The 19,804-nt window shown below is 72.6% G+C and carries 15 protein-coding genes and 1 pseudogene; 12 read left to right on the top strand and 4 right to left on the bottom strand.

The genetic code is table 11. The features are described from left to right. Positions 1-9: 9 nt before the first annotated feature. A complete protein-coding gene (locus OEIGOIKO_RS23580; protein ID WP_125055686.1) occupies positions 10-1,980 on the bottom strand; it encodes a DUF2264 domain-containing protein in 1,971 nt (656 codons plus the stop codon). 198 nt (positions 1,981-2,178) lie between these two features. Here OEIGOIKO_RS23580 and OEIGOIKO_RS23575 point away from each other — a divergent pair. The 7 genes and pseudogenes from OEIGOIKO_RS23575 to OEIGOIKO_RS23540 all read left to right on the top strand — a co-directional run. Beyond that, positions 2,179-3,270: pseudogene (locus tag OEIGOIKO_RS23575) on the top strand (LacI family DNA-binding transcriptional regulator); the annotation flags it as partial. A gap of 618 nt (positions 3,271-3,888) precedes the next feature. Further along, the gene (locus OEIGOIKO_RS23565) at positions 3,889-5,211 is read left to right on the top strand and encodes an ABC transporter substrate-binding protein (RefSeq protein WP_125055685.1); all 1,323 of its coding nucleotides are present in this window, start codon (positions 3,889-3,891) and stop codon (positions 5,209-5,211) included. After that, entirely contained in the window at positions 5,208-6,203 is a 996-nt protein-coding gene (locus tag OEIGOIKO_RS23560; RefSeq protein ID WP_246177498.1) for a carbohydrate ABC transporter permease, read from the top strand. The genes OEIGOIKO_RS23565 and OEIGOIKO_RS23560 overlap by 4 nt, the downstream gene beginning before the upstream one ends. Beyond that, positions 6,203-7,138 carry a carbohydrate ABC transporter permease gene (locus tag OEIGOIKO_RS23555; RefSeq protein ID WP_125055684.1) on the top strand — a complete coding sequence of 312 codons (936 nt, stop codon included), beginning with the start codon at positions 6,203-6,205 and terminating at the stop codon, positions 7,136-7,138. The genes OEIGOIKO_RS23560 and OEIGOIKO_RS23555 overlap by 1 nt, the downstream gene beginning before the upstream one ends. A gap of 28 nt (positions 7,139-7,166) precedes the next feature. Beyond that, positions 7,167-8,216 carry a hydroxyacid dehydrogenase gene (locus tag OEIGOIKO_RS23550; RefSeq protein WP_125055683.1) on the top strand — a complete coding sequence of 350 codons (1,050 nt, stop codon included), beginning with the start codon at positions 7,167-7,169 and terminating at the stop codon, positions 8,214-8,216. A gap of 109 nt (positions 8,217-8,325) precedes the next feature. Continuing rightward, positions 8,326-9,159: a hypothetical protein gene (locus OEIGOIKO_RS23545; protein WP_125055682.1), complete on the top strand. Its 834-nt coding sequence runs from the start codon at positions 8,326-8,328 to the stop codon at positions 9,157-9,159. A 5-nt stretch (positions 9,160-9,164) separates the two neighbouring features. Beyond that, positions 9,165-9,530 carry a GntR family transcriptional regulator gene (locus tag OEIGOIKO_RS23540; protein WP_125058886.1) on the top strand — a complete coding sequence of 122 codons (366 nt, stop codon included), beginning with the start codon at positions 9,165-9,167 and terminating at the stop codon, positions 9,528-9,530. Between the two features lie 77 nt (positions 9,531-9,607). Here the strand turns inward: OEIGOIKO_RS23540 and groL are convergent, their stop codons facing one another. Together groL and groES are read right to left on the bottom strand one after the other, a co-directional pair. Continuing rightward, positions 9,608-11,230 carry a chaperonin GroEL gene (gene groL / locus OEIGOIKO_RS23535; protein ID WP_030022439.1) on the bottom strand — a complete coding sequence of 541 codons (1,623 nt, stop codon included), beginning with the start codon at positions 11,228-11,230 and terminating at the stop codon, positions 9,608-9,610. A 103-nt stretch (positions 11,231-11,333) separates the two neighbouring features. After that, the gene (gene groES, locus OEIGOIKO_RS23530; RefSeq protein WP_030022440.1) at positions 11,334-11,642 is read right to left on the bottom strand and encodes a co-chaperone GroES; all 309 of its coding nucleotides are present in this window, start codon (positions 11,640-11,642) and stop codon (positions 11,334-11,336) included. Between the two features lie 1,331 nt (positions 11,643-12,973). Between groES and OEIGOIKO_RS23520 the strand changes: the two genes are divergently transcribed. From OEIGOIKO_RS23520 to OEIGOIKO_RS23500, 5 genes are all read left to right on the top strand, one after another. Next, positions 12,974-13,654, top strand: a complete 681-nt coding sequence (locus OEIGOIKO_RS23520; RefSeq protein WP_125055680.1) for a response regulator transcription factor — start codon at positions 12,974-12,976, stop codon at positions 13,652-13,654. A gap of 40 nt (positions 13,655-13,694) precedes the next feature. After that, on the top strand, positions 13,695-15,134 hold the full coding sequence (locus OEIGOIKO_RS23515; protein ID WP_170251822.1) for a sensor histidine kinase: 1,440 nt from the start codon (positions 13,695-13,697) through the stop codon (positions 15,132-15,134). 133 nt (positions 15,135-15,267) lie between these two features. Beyond that, positions 15,268-16,476: an LCP family protein gene (locus OEIGOIKO_RS23510; protein ID WP_125055678.1), complete on the top strand. Its 1,209-nt coding sequence runs from the start codon at positions 15,268-15,270 to the stop codon at positions 16,474-16,476. A 50-nt stretch (positions 16,477-16,526) separates the two neighbouring features. Continuing rightward, positions 16,527-18,053: an FtsW/RodA/SpoVE family cell cycle protein gene (locus tag OEIGOIKO_RS23505; RefSeq protein ID WP_176602596.1), complete on the top strand. Its 1,527-nt coding sequence runs from the start codon at positions 16,527-16,529 to the stop codon at positions 18,051-18,053. Between the two features lie 56 nt (positions 18,054-18,109). Beyond that, positions 18,110-19,315: a class I SAM-dependent methyltransferase gene (locus OEIGOIKO_RS23500; RefSeq protein ID WP_125055677.1), complete on the top strand. Its 1,206-nt coding sequence runs from the start codon at positions 18,110-18,112 to the stop codon at positions 19,313-19,315. An 11-nt stretch (positions 19,316-19,326) separates the two neighbouring features. Here OEIGOIKO_RS23500 and OEIGOIKO_RS23495 read toward each other — a convergent pair whose 3' ends face one another. Further along, on the bottom strand, positions 19,327-19,692 hold the full coding sequence (locus tag OEIGOIKO_RS23495; protein WP_125055676.1) for a hypothetical protein: 366 nt from the start codon (positions 19,690-19,692) through the stop codon (positions 19,327-19,329). Positions 19,693-19,804 lie beyond the last annotated feature (112 nt).

Genomic DNA, 19,804 nt, shown 5'->3' with positions numbered 1-19,804 from the left:
GGGCCTCCGTTACGGGGCTGTGGCGGTGTCCGCGGTCAGGGTCAGAGCGCTGGTGGTGCCGTCCTTCCAGGTCACGTGGATGTCGTGGGAGCCGCTGAGCCTGACCTCGGCCAGGGTGCGGGCCGGGGCCGGGTCGGGCTCGGCGGTGAGCGAGGCGATCGAGACGAACAAGGCGCCTTCGGGGGCGTCCGGCACCGTGCCGTCGAGGCAGGCGGTGCGGGTGTGCTCCCCGAAAGGCGTGCTGCCGGTCGGCACGGTCCGCGGCTGCCCGTAGTCCCCCGTGAAGCTGTGAACGGCGTGGAGCTGGGCGGTCGGCCCGTCGTCCGGGACGGCGTAGCCGGTCTGCCGTACGGGCGTGCCGGGCGCGGCCCCGGTGACGAGGTGGACGCGTACCTCGGCGCGGCCGTGCGCCAGGGTCGCGGACACGACCCGCACTCCGGCGAGTTCGGAGCCGTCCGCACGGCGCGGGGTGTGCGCCGAGGCGGCCCAGCCGGGGCCGCCGCCCAGCGGTTCGACCGGACCGCGGCCGGTGGGCGTGCCGTCCACGAGCAGCGCGAAGTGGTTGTCCGGGGTCGCGGCGGGAGTGGTGTCGGAGCCGGGGTTAGCCGCCGTGTCCACGATCGCCGCGGTCTCCTCCGCGGCCGACGGCCCCGTACGCGTCGAGTAGGCGAACCGCGCGTAGTTCGGGTCGGCCGGGCCGAAGACCGAGGAGCTGCCGTGGTTGTGCAGCCTGACCAGCCCGTCGGCGGCCGTGGACTGCACGAGCAGACCGGGCGCGCGGAGCGTGGTGACGGCGTCCTCGGTCTCGGCGGACAGCGGCTCCTCGCGCTCGGTCCAGGCGGGGTGGCCGTCCGGCAGCAGCAGGCCGAGCAGCCCCTTGGACGCCCAGTACGGGGAGGCGGGCCCGGAGTAGCCCTGGAGCATGGGGGCGTACGGTCCGTACCAGCCGAGCGGCAGGAGGCCCTGGTCCGTCACGGCGCCGTGGTCGACGAAGTGCCGCAGGGTGCCGGAGGCCAGGCGGCGGGTGGCGCCGGGGCTGAGCGGGGTGTGGCCGGTGAGCGCGCCGAGCCAGGGCGCGGCGAGGGTGGCGAAGCGGTAGGTGAGCGAGCGGCCGAACGGCATCGGTGCGCCGTTGGCGTCGAACATCCGGCGGTAGCCGTCCAGGTGGGCGCGCAGCCGCTCGCCGTACGTGTCGAGCAGCGCGCGGTCGGCGGAAAGATGGGCGTGCAGGACGGGATAGAAGTGCAGCGCCCAGCCGTTGTAGTGGTCGAACGCCTGGTTGTCGCCGTCGCTGTACCACCCCTCGCCCCGGTACCAGCCGTCGATCCGCTCCAGCGCGCGGTCGACGGACGCCTGCGCGCGTTCCGTCTCGACGCCCGCGTCGAGGAGGAAACCGCCGACGGTCAGGCCGAACAGCCACCAGTTGTTGTCGATGGGCGGCGGGTCGAGGGCGGGCAGCAGCCAGTCCACGGCCCGGGTGCGGACCTTGTCGTCCAGGGTGTCCCACAGCCAGGGGCGGGTCAGCCGCAGGCCGAGGGCGACGGAGGCGGATTCGACGATGGCCTGCCGGGTGTCCGGGATGACCGGCCAGGCGTCGGGGTCCTTGCCGTCCAGTCCCGGTTCGGTCACCGGGTGCTCGGTGCCCGCGGCGAGCCCTTCGCCGTACCGGGCCAGGTAGCCGTGCGGATCCTGACCGCCGCTGCCCGCCACCCGGAAGGCGGCCGCGAGGAAGGTACGGGCATACCCTTCGAGGCCGTCCGAACGCGGCCCGGCCCAACTGGGACGGGCCCCGGGGAGGTTGATGAGAGCGTTGCGGGGCGACGCGAACGGGACGACCGCCTGCAAGAGGTTGTCGGCCGTGGCTTCCCAGTGCGCACGGGTCCAGCCGGTGTACGGACTGCGCTCGCGGTCCTCCGGCGGCAGGACGCCGGACTCCCGGCCGGCGGGCTGAGCGGACTGCGGGGGCTGGGGCACGGTCATGGGCGCTTCCCTTACGGTCGTCGACCCCAGAAATCCTCAACTCGCCACGATCGAACGTCAAGACCACCCGATCGGTTGACCGTTTACTGGGCCGTTCGATCACGCTGGACTAGGGTGCGTCCTCACTCTTGGAGGCGGGCCAGGACCGGCCGCGGTCCCGGCCCGTCCCGTCCGCCACACCGCGAGGGGGCTGCCGCCGTGCGCGAGCGTGCTGTGCAACGTCATGACCGTCTGCTGTCCTTGGTGCGGCAGCGCGGCTCGGCCCGCGTCACCGAACTGGCCGACCAGCTCGGCGTCTCGCCCGTCACCGTACGGCGCGACGTCGAGGCGCTGACCGGCAAAGGCCTGCTCGACCGGGTGCACGGCGCGGTCTCCTGGCCCCGGCAGCGCGACCGGGCCGCCGACGGCCGCGCGCCCGCTGCCGAGGGGCCGGTGCTGGGTCTGCTGGCGCCCTCGGCCACGTACTACTTCGCCGACGTGATCCGCGGCGCCCACGAGGCCGCGGCGCGCGCCGGGGCCCGGCTCGTCCTGCGGATATCCGACTACCGGCCCGAGGAGGACCCGGCACGCGCCGAGGGACTGCTGTCCGCCGGAGCCGAAGGGCTGCTCGTCGCGCCGGGCTGGCGCGGGCCGGGCGACCCGGCCGAGTACGGCGGCTGGGTCGCCGAACTCCCCGTACCCGTCGTGCTGTTGGAGCGCAGCGTGCCGCCGGGCAGCCCGCTGGCGGGGCTGGACCAGGTGTGCTCCGACCACGGCCACGGGGTGCTGCTCGCGCTGCGCCACCTGATCGCGCAGGGGCACACGGCGCCCCTGCTGGTGGCCCGCGCCGACAGCCCGACGGCGCTCGCCGTGCGCGAAGGGTATGACGCGGCGCTGCGGGCCCTCGGCGTGCCGCGGCCGCGGCCGGCGATCGGGTCGGTGCCCGCCGACCTGGACCCGGCGGGCTTCGAGCGGGCCGTACGGGAGCTGCGGGCCGCGGTGGCCTCGGGGGAGGCGACGGCGGCGCTGGTGCACAACGACGTGGACGCCATCCAGATGGTGCAGCGGCTCGCCGAACTGGGCGTACGGGTGCCGCGCGACCTGGCGCTCGTCGCGTACGACGACGAGGTGGCGGCGCTGGCGGACACGCCGCTGACGGCCGTGGCGCCACCCAAGCGGGAGGTGGGGCGGCAGGCGGCGGGGCTCCTGGTGCACCGGCTGCGCGAGCCGGCCGATCCCGTCGGCGCGCCGTCGCCACGACGCCACGTCACGCTGCTGCCGACACTACGGGTGCGCGCTTCGTGCGGGGCGGGGGGCGGTGTGGGGGCGGGGCCTGGCGGTTCGGGCGCTGGTGGGTGGGGCGCTGGTGGGTCGGGCGCCAGCCGGTGGGGCGCCGGTGGGTCGGTCGCCAGCCGGTGGGGCGCCGGTGGGTCGGTCGCCAGCGGTTCAGGCGATGGCGGTTCAGGCCCTGGCGGTTCGGATACCGGCGGTTCGAGCCCTGGCGGTTCAGACACCGGCGGTTCGAGTTCTGGCAGTTCGGACACCGGCGGTTCGACTCCTGACGGTTCAGGTCCTGGCAGTTCGAGTCCTGGCAGTTCAGGCCCTGGCGGTTCAGGCCCTGGAAGTTCCCCCTTCGGGCCCGCCTCTGCGGGTCCCGCCTCCGCCGACCCCATGGGCGGCCCCACAGGAGGCCCCTGGGCCTCAGCCGACCCCGAACGCGGCCCCGGCGGCGACTCCGCCTGACCGCCCCCGCCCCCTGGCCCGGCCCCCTGCCCCTGCCCCCGGACGCCGCAGCCGCCTCCCCCATCCTGTTCTTTTTTCGATCAATCAATCTTTCGCTCTTGACTTCGATCAGGGCCGGCCCAAGGATCGCGGATCGCGGCCATCACCTTCGCGCCGCGCCCCTCCCCCATGCTCAGGAGCCCCGCCATGAGCCTCAGTTGGAGCAGGACGACGCTCGCGCTAGCCGGCGGCCTCACCGCCCTGACCCTGCTGACGGCCTGCGGCGGCGGCAGTGGCGCCGCCGGGAGCGAGGGCCCCGTGACCCTCACGTACTGGGGCTGGACCAAGGGCACGAAACAGGCCGTGGACGCGTTCAACGCCACGCACCGCGACACGAAGGTACGGTTCGAGGAGATTCCCTCGGGCACCGCGGGCGGCTACGCCAAGATTTCCAACGCGGTCAAGGCGGGCGACGCGCCCGACCTGGTCAGCGTCGAATACCCGACGCTCCCCGAGTTCGTCAGCCAAGGTGCCATCCGGGACATCACTCCGTACATGACGTCCGAGCTGAAGCGGAAGCTGCTGCCGCAGGCCGTCCAGCTCACCACCCTCGGCGGCCGCAACTGGGCCGTCCCCTTCGACGCCGCGCCGCAGGTCTACTACTACCGCAAGGACTTCTTCACCCGGCACAAGATCGAGGTACCCCGGACCTGGGACGCCTTCCGCGCCGCTGCCACCGCCGTGAAGAAGGCCGATCCCAAGGCGCGCATCGGCACCTTCTTCCCCGACGATCCGACCACCTTCGAGGCGATGGCCTGGCAGGCCGGTGCCCACTGGTTCGCCACCCAGGGCGACTCCTGGAAGCTGAACACCACCGACCCGGCGACCAGGAAGGTCACCGACTACTGGCAGGGCCTCCTCAAGGACGGCCTCGTCCACACCCATGTCTCCTTCAGCCCCGGATGGACCAACTCCCTCAAGAGCGGCGGCACCGTCGGCTACCTCGGCGCCTCCTGGGGCGCGGGCGTCCTCAAGGGCATCCTGCCCGACCAGCGCGGCAAATGGGCCGCGGCACCCGTGCCGAGCTGGGACGGCAGGCCCGCCAGCGGGATGCTCGGCGGCTCCACGACCGCCGTGACCAAGAGCAGCCGCCACATCGAGGCCGCGGTACGGTTCGCGACCTGGATGTCCACCTCGGCCGACGCGGTCGAGGCCCGGGTCGCCTCCGGCGAGTCCAGCGCCTACCCGGCCGCCACGGCGCTGCGCCCGGTCGCCCGGCGGGCGTTCGACACCCGCTATTACGGCGGCCAGGACGTCTACGCCCTCTTCGACGCCGCGGCCGCCTCGGTCGACGCGAGGTGGGGCTGGGGCCCGGCCACCGGCACCACCAACACCACGCTCAAGGACGAGTTCGGCAAGGTCGCGGGCGCGGGTGGCGGCACGGGCTCGCTCGCCGCCGCCGTACGCGCCGGGAGCGACGCGACCGTACGCGAACTGAGGAAGCGCGGCCTGAAGGTCATGGGCCGGTGAACGCCAAGGCGCGGGCCGTCACCGTCCTGCTCACCCCCTTCTTCGCCCTGTTCACCGTGGTCATGGTCGTCCCGGTCGGGTACGCGATCTGGCTCAGCCTCTTCACCGAGCAGCAGTCCGGTCTCGGCTTCGGCGGTACGCACACGGTCTTCAGCGGACTCGGCAACTACGCGGCGGCCCTCGGCGACCACGCCTTCCGCGACGGCTTCCTCGTCCTCCTCGGCTACTGCGCCCTCTACCTCCCCCTCCTGCTGGCCGGCGCGCTGACACTCGCCCTGCTGCTGGACTCCGCCCTCGCCCGCGCCCGCCGCTTCTTCCAGCTCGCCCTCTTCCTGCCGCACGCCGTGCCCGGCATCATCGCCGCCCTGATCTGGGTCTACCTCTACACGCCCAAGCTCAGCCCGGTCGTGGCCGCGATGGAGTCCGGCGGTCTCGGCTTCGACTTCCTGTCCCCCTCCGGAGCGCTGCCCTCGGTCGTCAACATCGCCCTGTGGGAGTGGCTCGGCTACAACATGGTCATCTTCTACGCCGCCCTCCAGGCCGTCGACCGCTCGGTGATCGAGGCCGCGACGGTGGACGGCGCGGGCGCCTGGCGTATCGCGACCGGCGTCAAGATCCCCCTCATCCGCTCCTCCCTCGTCATGGTGGCCCTCTTCACCGTCATCGGCTCGCTCCAGCTCTTCACCGAGCCGCTGATCCTCAACCAGGGCGCCGGCTCCGCCGTCACCTCCTCCTGGACGCCGAACATGTACGCCTACACCGCCGCCTTCGCCCGCAACGACTACGGCCTCGCGGCCGCCTCGTCCGTCCTGCTCGCCCTCGCCGCCGCGCTGCTGTCCTTCGCCGTCACCCGCCTCTCCGGCCGCCCCTCCCGAACCGGCCCCCCTTCGCGAACCGACCGCTCCTCCCGAACCGGCCGCTCCTCCCGGCCCGGCCGCCGCCTGCCGGACGCGTCCCGTCCCCCGCTCGCCCACCCGAAGGGCAGGCCCTGATGGCGCCCTCGCCCCGCACCGCCGTCGCCGATCAGGCGGCCCCCGCGCCCGTACGCCCCTCCCGCACCCCGTCCGTACGCGCAACCGGCCGCCGCCCGCGCGGCCGCTGGCTCTCCCCCGCCGCCGTCAACGCGGCCCTTGCCCTCGCCGTCCTCTACACGCTCTTCCCCCTCGTCTGGCTGGTCACCGCCGCCACCAAGGACGCGGGCGGCCTGCTGGCCGGGGACGCCCTGTCGTTCGAGGGCTTCGACCTGGCCGGCAACCTCTCCCGCCTCGCCTCGGAGGGCGACGGCATCTACTTCCGGTGGTACGCCAACAGCCTGCTCTACGCGGGCGTCGGCGCCGCGCTCTGCGCCCTGATCTGCGTGGCCGCCGGTTACGCCTTCGACAAATACCGGTTCCCGGGCAAGGAGAAGCTGTTCGGCCTCGTCCTGCTCGGCGTGCTGGTCCCCACCACGGCGCTGGCCCTCCCCCTCTACCTGCTGGCCGGCCGCACCGGCGTGGTCAACACCTACTGGTCGGTGCTGGTGCCCGTACTCGTCAACCCGTTCGGCGTATATCTGGCGCGGGTCTTCAGCGCGGGCTACATCCCGGACGAGGCACTCGAAGCGGCCCGTATCGACGGCGCGGGCGAGCTGCGCGTCTTCTGGTCCATCGGTCTGCGTATGGTCGCGCCGGGCCTGGTGACCGTCTTCCTCTTCCAGTTCACCGCGATCTGGAACAACTTCTTCCTCCCCCTCGTGATGCTCTCCGACCAGCGGCTCTTCCCCGTGAGCCTCGGCCTGTACGCCTGGAGCGGCAACGCGCACGGCGAGCCGTCCTTCTACCCCCTCGTCGTCACCGGCTCCCTCCTCGCCGTCCTCCCCCTGATCATCGCCTTCGTGACCCTCCAACGGCACTGGAAGGTCGGACTCGCCGCCGGAAGCGTCAAATGACGCCCCGAACCAGGAGCACGCTTCCACCATGCACCACACCACTGACAATTCCTCTGACCAGGCGCTTTCCCGCCCCACCCTGCTGCTCGCCATGCAACCCGGCCTCGCCGGCCGCCTCCTCGCCGACCACCACCGCAGCCGCCTGACAGCGCTCGCCCGCACCGATCCCGGCCTGGTGGCACACGACTTGGCCGACCCGCCCCCGGCCGTGGCCACCGCGCTGGCCGACGCCGAAGTCCTCCTCACCTCGTGGGGAGCGACCCCACTGACCGCCGCCGTCCTCGACCGGGCCCCGCGCCTGCGTGCCGTCGTCCACGCCGGCGGGTCGGTCAAACCCCACGTCACCGCCGCCTGTTGGGATCGCGGCATCGCCGTCACCTCGGCGGCCGCCGCCAACGCGCAGCCCGTCGCCGAGTACACGCTCGCCGCGATCCTCTTCGCCAACAAGCGCATCCTGCACTCCGCGCACCGCTACCGCACGCTGCGCGCCCCCCACGACTGGCTCCGCGAACTGGACAGCGCCGGCAACCACCACCGCACCGTGGGCGTGATCGGCGCCTCCCGCATCGGACGCCGCGTCATCGAACTCCTGCGCCCGTTCGACCTGACGGTCCTCCTGCACGACCCGTACGTGGACGAGGCCGAAGCCGACCGCCTGGGCGTCACCCTCGCCTCCCTCGACGGCCTCTGCGCCGCCTCCGACGTGGTCACCGTCCACGCGCCCCGACTTCCCGCCACCCATCACCTCCTCGACGCCCGGCGGCTGGCCCTCCTGCCCGACGGCGCCACCCTGATCAACACCGCCCGCGGCGCCCTCGTCGACGAAACGGCCCTGCTCCCCGAGCTGGCCACCGGCCGCATCAGCGCCGTACTCGACGTCACGGACCCCGAACTGCCGCCCCCCGACTCCCCCCTCTACGACCTGCCCAACGTCCTGCTCACCCCGCACCTCGCCGGCTCCCTCGGCGGCGAACTCCACCGCATGGCCGACCAGGCCCTGGATGAACTGGAGCGCTACGCGAAGGGGCTGCCGTTCGCGGATCCGGTCCGGCCGGAAGGGCTGGGGCGGTCGGCGTGAGGCCGGGCACCGGCCCGTCAAGTGCGTTGCGTGGGCGCCCACTTCGCCGTTGACTTGTCGCAAGTCTTGTCGCACCGTGTTGAGGCAAGGGTTGATACAAGGAGGCGTCATGCCGAAAGGAACGACTCCGGACAACGACCGGTCGGTGCGGCCGGCCGACCTTGAACGGGCCGGCGCGTGGCTGGCCCAGCACGGCCTGGCCGACGGCCGGCCGACACCGTTACTGGCCATACGGCTGGCGGCCCGGCGAGCCACCCGCCTGGCCGCTGATGTCCTGCTGGCCGCGTTCATCATCGCGATCGCCCTGGTCCACACCGTCAACCGGCCCGACGGCACCGCGGTCGACGGACCCGGGCCTCCCCGGCTCTGGTCGCTGCTGGTCCTGACGGCGGTGGTGGCCGGACTGGTGCTGGCCCAGTCACTGCTGGACCGGCGGGTGCGGCAGGCCGACCGGCGGGCCGCGGCGATGCTGCCGCGACGGGTGGCCCATCCGGTCCGACTCGGCTGGCGCACCGTGCTCGGTGGGCCGCGCGTCGCCTTCGCGGTGGTGACGTTCGCTGGCGCGACGGCGCTGGCGATCCGTGCCCTGACCGTGCCGGACTCCACCGCGCGGTACGCGGCGGTCCTTCTGCTCATCGGGCTGGGCGGGATCGCGGTCGGCATGCTCGTCCAGCTGCGGCACGTGCTGACGCACCCGGTCGTGGCCGACGACGAGGACTCGCTGACCGCCGACGTCATCCTGCGGGTCGAGGACGCCCGTCACGTCGCCGTCCCCTCCGTGGTGTGGTGCCTGCCGACTGTCTCGGTGTTCGGAACCGCGCTCGGCTGGTGGAACATCGGCTGGCTCGTCTTCGTCGTCCTGGACGTGGTCGCACTGGCCCTGATCACCACGCGGACCGCACGGAGCTCCACGGTGGCGCGGAACGTCATGAGCGCCCGGTGAGACCGATGATCGTCATCGACCAGGCCTCCCCCGTCCCGCCGTTCGAGCAGCTCCGCGCGCAGCTCGCCCGGCAGATCCGGGGCCACACACTGGCCGTGGGCACCCGGCTGCCGGCCATCCGCCGCCTGGCCGCGGACCTCGGCCTGGCCGCCAACACCGTCGGCCGGGCCTACCGGGAGCTGGAGGAGGCGGGGCTGATCGAGACCCGCGGAGCGGCCGGCTCGTTCGTGTCGGCGGCCGGCGAGGAGGGGCGCGAACGGGCCCGCCGCGCCGCCGCCGAGTACGCCGCCGTCATCGCCCGCGCCGGCATCGGCACCGACGAGGCCGTCCGCATCGTCCGAGCGGCGCTGGCCGACGGCTCCGCGGGATGACGGCGGGGAGCCCCGTCAACGGGACGAGGCCCGGCCCCCTCGAAAGGGGACCGGGCCTCGAACGGCGATGAGCTGCCTCAGTGGGCGTGGCCGTGGCCGTGACCGGCCTCGGGCTCCTCCTCGGCCGGCTTCTCGACGACCAGGGTCTCGGTCGTGAGCAGCAGCGAGGCGATCGACGCGGCGTTCTCCAGCGCCGAGCGGGTGACCTTGACCGGGTCGATGACGCCGGCCTTCACCAGGTCGCCGTACTCGCCGGTCGCGGCGTTGAAGCCCTGGTTCTTGTCCAGCTCCGCCACCTTCGAGGTGATGACGTAGCCCTCAAGACCGGCGTTCTCGGCGATCCAGCGCAGCGGCTCGACGGCGGCGCGGCGGACGACGGCGACACCGGTGGCCTCGTCGCCCTCCTTGCCGAGGGAGCCCTCCAGCACCTTGGCGGCGTGCACCAGGGCGGAGCCACCACCGGAGACGATGCCCTCCTCGACCGCGGCGCGGGTCGCGGAGATGGCGTCCTCCAGACGGTGCTTCTTCTCCTTGAGCTCGACCTCGGTGGCCGCACCCACGCGGATCACGCAGACGCCGCCGGCCAGCTTCGCCAGACGCTCCTGGAGCTTCTCGCGGTCCCAGTCCGAGTCGGTGGACTCGATCTCGCCCTTGATCTGGTTGACGCGGCCCTCGACGTCGGCGGAGTTACCGCCGCCGTCCACGATGGTCGTGTCGTCCTTGGTGACGGTCACGCGGCGGGCGGTGCCCAGCACGTCCAGACCGGCCTGGTCGAGCTTGAGGCCGACCTCCTCGGCGATGACGGTCGCGCCGGTCAGGGCGGCCATGTCGCCGAGCATCGCCTTGCGGCGGTCGCCGAAGCCGGGCGCCTTGACGGCGACGGCGTTGAAGGTGCCGCGGATCTTGTTGACGACCAGGGTCGACAGGGCTTCCCCCTCGACGTCCTCGGCGATGATCAGCAGCGGCTTGGAGGAGCCGGCCTGGATGACCTTCTCCAGCAGCGGCAGCAGGTCCTGGATCGAGCCGATCTTGCCCTGGTGGATCAGGATGTACGGGTCCTCCAGGACCGCTTCCATCCGCTCCTGGTCGGTGACCATGTACGGCGAGAGGTAGCCCTTGTCGAAGGCCATGCCCTCGGTGAAGTCCAGCTCCAGACCGAAGGTGTTGGACTCCTCGACGGTGATGACACCGTCCTTGCCGACCTTGTCCATCGCCTCGGCGATCAGCTCGCCGACCTGCTTGTCCTGCGCGGACAGACCGGCGACGGCCGCGATGTCGGACTTCTCGTCGATCGGGCGGGCGGTCGCGAGGAGGTCCTCGGACACGGCCTTGACCGCGGCGTCGATGCCCTTCTTCAGGGCGGCCGGGGAAGCGCCCGCGGCGACGTTGCGCAGACCCTCACGGACCAGCGCCTGCGCCAGCACGGTGGCGGTGGTGGTGCCGTCACCCGCGATGTCGTTGGTCTTGGTCGCCACCTCCTTCACCAGCTGCGCGCCGAGGTTCTCGTACGGGTCGTCGACCTCGACCTCACGGGCGATGGTCACACCGTCGTTGGTGATGGTCGGGGCGCCGAACTTCTTGTCGATGACGACGTTGCGGCCCTTGGGGCCGATCGTCACCTTCACGGTGTCGGCAAGCTTGTTGACGCCGCGCTCAAGGGCGCGACGGGCGTCCTCGTCGAACTTCAGGATCTTCGCCATGAGTTACGTGTCCTTAGTCGTTCTCTGCAACGAACTGCGCCCCGGGAAACCGGTTGTTTAGACGCGGGAACCAGGGGCGCAGAACAAGGCAATCTTCGGTGAATTACTTCTCGATGATCGCGAGCACGTCGCGCGCCGAGAGGACGAGGTACTCGTCGCCGTTGTACTTCACCTCGGTGCCGCCGTACTTGCTGTAGAGAACGACGTCACCCACCTGGACGTCGAGCGGCAGGCGCTCGCCGTTCTCGAAGCGGCCCGGACCCACGGCGAGGACGGCGCCCTCCTGGGGCTTCTCCTTCGCGGTGTCGGGAATGACCAGGCCCGAAGCCGTGGTCTGCTCGGCGTCGAGCGGCTGGACCACGATGCGGTCCTCGAGCGGCTTGATGGCAACCTTGGAGCTGGCGGTCGTCACGATCCGACCTCCCCCTTCGGAGATCTCACGGGGTTAACTGTCTGAGGTGGCGACCAGGTGGATCCGTCGTCGCGGGTGCCGGACCTGCCCGTCGCTGTGTTTGGCACTCCCCGGTGGAGAGTGCCAGAGCCGAGACTATGACGCGGTTAGCACTCGGTCAAGCGGAGTGCCAATGTGATGCGCCTGTGGCGCGTCTTTCCGGGGCGGGGTGGCACGGGGGCACCTTGCCCAGGTGGGGGGCTTGGCAATCCTGGCTTTGCGCTGGCGCGCTGCGATGCGCTTCGCGCGGGGGGTGTGTGTTGTTGACGTTCGGCTCGCATGGGTGCGTTGTGGGGGCGGGGGCGCGCAGGGGGCCAACTCCTCGGCATCCTTTAGTTGAAGTGAATTGATACGTGGGCCGGCGTGCGGACTGCCTGCGGGGATGGCCCCCTACACGCCCCCTCCGGCCGGTTCGGCGAGCCGAGGTCGGTGGGGGGAGTTTTCGATGGCGCCCGGGTCCGCCTCTCCTGGTGGTGAGGCTCGCGGGGTGGTGGCGGCACGGCAGGCCACTCCCCGGCGGTGGAACGCGCGCCCCGGACCAGCCCACCCCGACGCGGCTCCGCCGCGCCACCCGGGCGCTGACGCGCCGGACCACACCCGGCCACTCGGGCACCCGGACGCTCGGGCACTGGCGCGCCGGACGCCACTCGGGCACTCGCGCACCCGGGCACCCGGGCACCCGGGCACTCGGACGCTGACGCGCCGGACGACGCGCGGCCACTCGGGCACTCGCGCACCGGGGTGCCGGGGCGCACCGGGGTGCCGGGGCGCACCGGGGTGCCGGGGCGCACCGGGACGCGCCCGGCTTGTGAAAGTCCCCAGGCCGATCGCTCGGAAAGCCGCCCGACGGCCGGGGCTCGGGGTCGCGCAGGGGTCTCCCCGCAGGCAGTCCGCACGCTGGCCCACGTATCCGAATCACTTCAACTAAAGGATGCCGAGGAGTGACCCCGGAGCGGCCCCGAGCCCCCACCCATCGGACCCTCCGCGCACAACGCGCGCACCGCACCGGGAGCGTTTGGGCTTGTGAAAAGCCCAGCCCGATTGCTCGGGAGGCCGCGATCCGGTCAGGGCTCGGGGTCGCGCAGGGGGCTCCCCGCAGGCAGTCCGCAGGCAGTCCGCACGCTGGCCCAGGAATCCGAATCACCGCAGCTAAAGGATGCCGTGGGGGTACCCCCGGCCGAAGGCTGGGGGAGAGTGACCCCGAGCCCCCCACCACCGGACCCTCCGCGCACCACGCGCACCCCCACCGGGCCCGCCCCCCGGGAATACGGCCGAACCGTGACAATGAGTCCATGCACATACTGGTCGTGGAGGACGAAGAAGGACTCGCCGACTCCTTGCGGCGGGGGCTGGCTGCCGAGGGGCACTGGGTGGATGTGGCCCGGGACGGGCATCGGGGGCTGGAGCTCGCGTTGGCGGGGGCGTATGACGCGATCGTGCTGGATGTGATGCTGCCGGGGCCCAGTGGGTACGAGATCTGTGGGCGGCTGCGGCGCCGGGACGACTGGACGCCCGTGCTGATGCTGACCGCCAAGGACGGCGAGTACGACGTGGCCGAGGGGCTGGACGCGGGCGCCGACGATTATCTGGCCAAACCGTTCTCGTTCGTCGTGCTGCTCGCCCGGTTGCGCGCGCTCACCCGGCGTGGGCGTGCCGCCGAGCGTCCGCGCACCTTGCAGAGTGGTGATCTCACGCTGGATGCCGATGCCCGGCGTTGCCGTCGTGGTGACACCGAGATCGAGCTGACCGCACGCGAACTGGGGGTGCTGCGCTGTCTCATGGCGGGCGAGGGGCAGGCGGTCGCCAAGCGGGACATCCTCGACGAGGTGTGGGACTCGCCGGCCGACGTGGACCCCAATATCGTCGAGGTGTACGTCTCGTCGCTGCGCAAGAAGGTGGACGTGCCGTTCGGGCGCCGTTCCATCCGTACCGTGCACGGGACGGGGTATCGGATGGCGCCCGATGACGGCTGAAAACCGCCGTCGGGTCCGGTTCCGGCCCAGGCCCGCGTCGATGCGCGGCCGCACCGCCGCGGCCGCGGCGCTCGCGATGGGGCTCGTGCTGGCTGTCGGGGGTGGCTGGCTGTACGTGTTGTTGCGGGCGAATCTTCTGGACAACACCACCAGTCGTACGGAAGTGGCCGCCCGTAAGGTCGCCGCGCAGGCGGACACGGGTGCTCTGCCGGAGGTGCTGCCTTCGCCCGCCGACGGCGTCGATCTGGTGCTGGTCCTGGACGCGGCGGGGCAGGTCGTCGCGACCAGTCTCCGTACCGCCGATCCGCTGGCCGCCGAGTTGCGGGGCTTGCGGCCGTCGCCGGGCCAGGATTCCGCCGACCGCGTACTGACCGGCTCTCCCGCCGCGGCGGCCGGCGGTGCGCGCGCGGACGTGGTGGTGGTCCGGGCGGCGCCGCCCGGCGGCAGCGGGCGAGAGCGGTACGTGTACGCCGTGACCGTGCTCTCGGACGTGGACGACGCGACCCACGCCATCGGCGTGGCCCTGCTGGCCAGCGCCCCGCCGCTGATCGCGCTGGCCGCCGCCATCGCGTGGGCGGTGACCGGGCTGGCGCTGCGTCCGGTGACGGCCATCAGGACCGAGCTGGCCGCCGTCAGCGAGAGCGAGCTGGACCGGCGGGTGCCGGACCCGGCGGGCGGTGACGAGATCGCGCTGATGGCCCGTACGGTCAATGCCACCCTGGACCGGCTGGAGCAGGCCGTCACCCGGCAGCGCCAGTTCGTCGCGGACGCGTCGCACGAGTTGCGCAATCCGATCGCGGCGGTGCGGGCCCGGCTGGAGGTGGCGCTCACGGGCGGGGCCGACGGCTGTGACAGGGAGCATCGGGAGTCCGTGCGGGCGGCGCTGCGGGACACCGAGCGGTTGCAGCGGATCGCTGCCGACCTGCTGCTTCTCGCCCGGCTCGACGCACACGCGCCGCGTGGCGCGGAGCCGGTGGATCTGGCGTTGCTGGCGGCGGAGGAGGGCGCGCGCCGTCCGGGCGGTGGTGGGCCGCGGCTGGTCGTCGAGGCCGGTGAGCCCGTTCCTGTGCGGGGTGATCCGGCGCAGCTGGAACGTCTGCTGACCAATCTGGTCGACAATGCGCTGCGGTATGCGGGGGCCGAGGTGCGGATTGTGGCTTGGGGGGACGGTGAGGCGGGTGAGCACGAGAGTGCTGCGGGTCGGGCTGTGCTGGAAGTGGTGGATGACGGGCCGGGGGTTCCGGAGGCGGACCGGGGGAAGGTCTTCGAGCGGTTCGCCCGGCTCGACGCGGCGCGTGACCGGGAGACCGGTGGTACGGGGCTGGGGCTGGCCATCGCCCGGGGGATCGCCCGCGCGCACGGCGGGGAGCTGACCGTGCGGGGGCGGGAGGACGGGCGGGCCGGTGCGCGGTTTGTGGTCGTACTGCCCGTGCAGCCCGCCGAGGGACGGCGCACGGCCCGTGCCGGAGGCCACTCCTGAGCGGTTCTTCAGGACCTTCAGACTTCCTTCAGCGGCGGGCCGCCAGCCTGTTCGGATGAAGCACCGTCGCAGGCCCACCGCTCCCGACGCTGTCCGCCCGCACGGGCGCCGACGCCGGTCCCGGCGCCGTGTCGTGTTGCGCAGGCTGGCCCTGTGCGTCGCCGTGCTCCTGCTGGGCACGGCGGGCGCGGGCTGGTATCTCTACCGGGATCTGGCCGGGCGGATCGGCTCGTCGCGGGCGCTCGGCGACGGGGCGCCGAAGTCGTCCGGCGGGGCGACCAACATCTTGCTGATGGGGCTGGACAGCCGTAAGGACCAGAACGGGAACGACCTGCCGAAGGACGTGCTGGAGAAGCTGCACGCGGGCGCCTCGTCCGACATCGGCGGTTACAACACCAACACGCTGATCCTGCTGCATGTGCCTGCCGGTGGGGGGCGGGCGACCGCGTTCTCCGTGCCGCGCGACGATCTCGTGGACATCCCGGGGCACGGCAAGGACAAGATCAAGAAGGCGTACGGGCTGGCCAAGGCCGAGACGGAGGAGCGGCTGGCGCGGCAGGGCGTCACCGATCACGACCGGCTGGAGCACGAGGGGCGGGAGGCCGGCCGCCGGGCGCAGATCGCGACGGTGCGAGCCTTCCTCGGGGTTCCGGTCGACCACTTCGCCGAGGTGAACCTGGTGGGGTTCCTGCACATCGCGGACGCGCTCGACGGCGTACCGGTGTGTCTGAAGCACGCCGTCAAGGACCGGTACTCGGGTGCCGACTTCCCGGCCGGGCGGCAGACGCTCGACGGGCCGCAGTCGCTGGCGTTCGTACGGCAGCGGCACGGTCTGCCCGCGGGTGACCTGGACCGTACGCGCCGCCAGCAGGCGTTCCTCGCCTCCGCCACGCACCAGCTGAACTCGGCCGGCACCTTCGCCGACCCGCTGCGCCTGCTGAAGCTGACGGACGTCGCGAAGCAGGACCTGGTGATCGACGAGGGCTGGGACCTGCTGTCGTTCCTCCGGCAGGCGAAGAACCTTTCGGGCGGGAATGTACGCTTCACCACGCTGCCCGTGGAGGGCTTCGCCAAGCATCACGGTGAGGACGTGAACCGGGTGGATCCGGACAAGATACGGCGGCTCGTCGCCCGCGAAACCAGGCCGGAAGACGGCCGTTCCGCCGCTCCGACCAGCGGCGACGCGCCCGAAGGCGGGTCTGCCGCACCCGGTTCACCTGTGGGAACCCTGCAACCGTCACCCTCGTCTTCCTCATCGACGGTGGAGTCCGGCTCCGGAACGGAACGTTCCGGGCAGACGGCTCCCATGATGGACGGCGGAGGCATCCCGTGCGTGGACTGACGAGCTCGCCCCGGCCCCCCGGGGCGCCGGAGAGCGACGCCGAGCGCACCATGACGTTCGCCGCGCTCGCCCAGGCCCCGAACCGGCGCCGTACGGAGATGTGGCTGCTCGCCTTCGCCGTACTGATCACGGTCTTCGGCTACACGTACACCGGCCTGTCGATGAACGGCCGGCTGCCCGCCGGGCTGCCCGGCTTCAGCGCCGCCGTCTTCTTCATGGCGCTCGTCCCGCACCTGGTCGTGCGCCGCTTCGCGCCGCGCGCCGACCCGCTGATCCTGCCGCTCGCCACCCTGCTGTCCGGCATCGGCCTGGTGCTGCTGAACCGCCTCGACATCACGTACGCGGCCAAGCCCAGCCTGCACATGACCCCGGCGGCAGGCGGACAGCTGGTGTGGACGGTGATCGGGGTGGCGGTCTGTACGGCCGCGCTGATGCTGCTGCGCGACCACCGCTTCCTGCAGCGGTACATCTACCTGACGATGGCCGTCGCGCTGGTGCTGCTGATGGCCCCGGCGTTCTTCCCCGGCGACACGTTCGGCGCCAAGCGGTGGATCTTCGTGGGGCCGCTGTCGCTGCAGCCCGGCGAGTTCGTGAAGATCATGATCGCGGTGTTCTTCGCGGGCTACCTGACGCTCAACCGCGACGCGCTCGCGCTCTCCGGCCGCCGCGTCATGGGCGTCCAGCTGCCGCCGGGACGCCAGCTCGGGCCGATCTTCACCATCTGGGTCATCAGTCTCCTGGTGCTGGTCTTCGAACGCGACCTCGGTACGTCGCTGATCTTCTTCGGCCTCTTCGTGATCACCCTCTACATGGCCACCGAGCGCACCAGCTGGGTGCTGTGCGGCCTGGCCATGGCGGTGATCGGCGCCGCCGTCGTCGGCTCGATCGAACCGCACGTCAAGGGCCGCGTCATGGCCTGGCTGCACCCCATGGACATCTTCCTGCCCGTGAAGGAGCGACCGCCGGGCCTCCAGTCGGAGCAGGCCGCGCAGGCGCTGTTCAGCTTCGGCAGCGGCGGCATCAGCGGTACGGGCCTGGGCCAGGGACACCCCGAACTGATCGGCTTCGCGGGCAACAGCGACTTCATCCTCACCACCGTCGGCGAGGAACTGGGCCTCGCCGGCGTGATGGTCGTCCTGCTCCTGTACGTCCTGCTCGCCCAGCGCGGCCTGCGCGTCGGCCTCCTCGCCCGCGACCCCTTCGGCAAGCTGCTGGCGGTCGGCCTGGCCAGCTCGCTGCTGCTCCAGGTCTTCGTCGTCGCGGGCGGCGTCACCGGGCTGATACCCCTCACCGGCAAAGCACTGCCCTTCCTGGCCAAGGGCGGGTCCTCACTCGTCGCGAACTGGGTCATGGTCGCGCTGCTCATACGCATCAGCGACAGCGCGCAGCGCCGCCGCGAGCCGATAGGAGAGCCGGGCGGACGGCGTGGACGGCGCGCCGCCCGAGCCGCGGTGGACCTGGACGCCACCCAGGCCACCCCCCGCGTGGTCCAGGCCGCCCTGCCCGCCCCGGCCGTGCCCCGGGACAGCGGCCGCCCGCCGGGCCACGGCCGCCGCGCCCGCCGCGCACGCGGCTGACGCCGGCCCGCCGCCAGCTGCGCCCCGCCGCTCCCCGCCGCGCGCGCTGGCCCACAATGGACCGGGTGAACCAGGCGAACGACCTCGACTCCTTCTCCGCGCTGCACACGCCCGAAGGCCAGGCCCTGCTGGCCGAACTGCGCGATCACGACCCTGCCGACGAACTGGCGACCGCGACCCGGCTGCGGCGCGACCACCCGGCGCCGCTGGTCTCCGCCGCGCTGGGCCAGGCGCGGCTGCGGCAGCGCGCCGCGGCCAAATTCGGGGCGGACGCCGCGCGCATGTACTTCACGCCCAACGGCGTCGAACAGTCCACCCGCAGCACGGTCGCCGCCCACCGCGCCACCCGCCTCGCCGCCCTCGGCGTCCGCTCGCTCGCCGACCTGTGCTCCGGCATCGGCGGCGACGCCATCGCCCTGGCCCGCGCCGGCATCCACGTCCTGGCCGTCGACCGCGACCCGCTGGCCTGCGCGGCGGCCCGCGCCAACGCGGCGGCGCTGGGGCTGGCCGACCGGATCGAGGTGCGCTGCGCGGATGTCACCGAGGTGGACACCTCGGCGTACGACGCGGTCTTCGTCGACCCGGCACGGCGCGGCGGCCGGGGCGGTCGCGGCGGGCGGATCTTCGCCCCGGAGGCGTACTCACCGCCGCTGTCCTGGGCCGTCCAGGCCGCCCGTACGGCGCCGCACGCGGCCCTCAAGATCGCGCCGGGCATCCCGCACGAGATCGTCCCCGACGAGGCGGAGGCGGAGTGGATCTCCGACGGCGGCGACGTGAAGGAAGCCGTCCTGTGGTTCGGCACCGCGCCCGGCGCGCGCCGCGCCACGCTCCTGCCCGCCGGCGACTTCCTGCTGGGCACCGGGCTGCCCGACCCCGAGCCGGGCCCGGTCGGCCGCTGGCTGTACGAACCGGACGGCGCCGTCATCCGCGCGCACCTGGTCGCGGAGGTCGCCCAGCAGGTGGACGGCCACCTGCTCGACCCGACCATCGCCTACGTCACGGCCGACGAGCACCGCCCGACCCCGTACGCCACCGCGTACGAGATCACCGACACGCTGCCGTTCAACGTCAAGAAGCTGAAGGCGCTGCTGCGCGAGCGCGGCGTCGGGGTCGCCGTGATCAAGAAGCGGGGTTCGGCCGTAGAACCCGACGAACTGCGCAAAAAGCTCAAGCTCTCCGGGCCGAACTCCTGCGTGGTGTTCCTGACACGGGTGGCCGGGGCCCCCACGATGCTGCTGGGCCGCGCGGCGCCGGCCCTCTGAGGCGAGACCGCCTACGCCCGGTCCGTCAGCTCCTCCGCGAACACCTGCGAGAGGGGCTGCGGGCCGACGTACTGCTGGCAGGTGCACTGCCCCGGCTCGTACGCGACCGGCTTCTTCTCCGCGTCCCAGGCCGTCGGCACCTGGACCGCCTCATGACACCTGCCCTGCTTGTCGTGCTTGGCGAGATGGTGCGTACACCCGCACACCGCCTCCGGCGGCCGCTGCGCCGCCTCCAGCTCCAGCCGGTCCCGCCGCGCGCCCTCCAGCCGCTCCATCTTGCGCGCGTGCCGCGTACTCATCGCCTTCCGCCCGACGTCCGCGACCTTGGCAAAACCCCCCGCCATGAAGAACGCGAACACCCACCAGATCCAGTTCACGGCCTGCCGCCCCCCTGTACGCCTGCGTTTTCTCCAGGCCAGGGTATGACGTGGTGTCACGCGTGGGCAGGGCAGGATTGCGCGGCGGCGCCTTTCGAGGTCCTGGGCGCCG

The sequence above is a fragment of the Streptomyces paromomycinus genome (assembly GCF_003865155.1).
GTDB classification, from domain to species: Bacteria; Actinomycetota; Actinomycetes; order Streptomycetales; family Streptomycetaceae; genus Streptomyces; species Streptomyces chrestomyceticus.
The sequence above is the reverse complement of the archived record's forward strand: the minus strand, read 5'-3'. Positions and strand labels throughout refer to the sequence as shown.

What these genes read in the sequence shown, in the direction of transcription:
- OEIGOIKO_RS23580 (WP_125055686.1), bottom strand. Translation starts at nt 1,980, where the DNA reads ATGACCGTGCCCCAGCCCCCGCAGTCCGCTCAGCCCGCCGGCCGGGAG.
- OEIGOIKO_RS23565 (WP_125055685.1), top strand. Translation starts at nt 3,889, where the DNA reads ATGAGCCTCAGTTGGAGCAGGACGACGCTCGCGCTAGCCGGCGGCCTC.
- OEIGOIKO_RS23555 (WP_125055684.1), top strand. Translation starts at nt 6,203, where the DNA reads ATGGCGCCCTCGCCCCGCACCGCCGTCGCCGATCAGGCGGCCCCCGCG.
- OEIGOIKO_RS23550 (WP_125055683.1), top strand. Translation starts at nt 7,167, where the DNA reads ATGCACCACACCACTGACAATTCCTCTGACCAGGCGCTTTCCCGCCCC.
- OEIGOIKO_RS23545 (WP_125055682.1), top strand. Translation starts at nt 8,326, where the DNA reads ATGCCGAAAGGAACGACTCCGGACAACGACCGGTCGGTGCGGCCGGCC.
- OEIGOIKO_RS23540 (WP_125058886.1), top strand. Translation starts at nt 9,165, where the DNA reads ATGATCGTCATCGACCAGGCCTCCCCCGTCCCGCCGTTCGAGCAGCTC.
- groL (WP_030022439.1), bottom strand. Translation starts at nt 11,230, where the DNA reads ATGGCGAAGATCCTGAAGTTCGACGAGGACGCCCGTCGCGCCCTTGAG.
- OEIGOIKO_RS23520 (WP_125055680.1), top strand. Translation starts at nt 12,974, where the DNA reads ATGCACATACTGGTCGTGGAGGACGAAGAAGGACTCGCCGACTCCTTG.
- OEIGOIKO_RS23515 (WP_170251822.1), top strand. Translation starts at nt 13,695, where the DNA reads ATGCGCGGCCGCACCGCCGCGGCCGCGGCGCTCGCGATGGGGCTCGTG.
- OEIGOIKO_RS23505 (WP_176602596.1), top strand. Translation starts at nt 16,527, where the DNA reads ATGACGTTCGCCGCGCTCGCCCAGGCCCCGAACCGGCGCCGTACGGAG.
- OEIGOIKO_RS23500 (WP_125055677.1), top strand. Translation starts at nt 18,110, where the DNA reads ATGGACCGGGTGAACCAGGCGAACGACCTCGACTCCTTCTCCGCGCTG.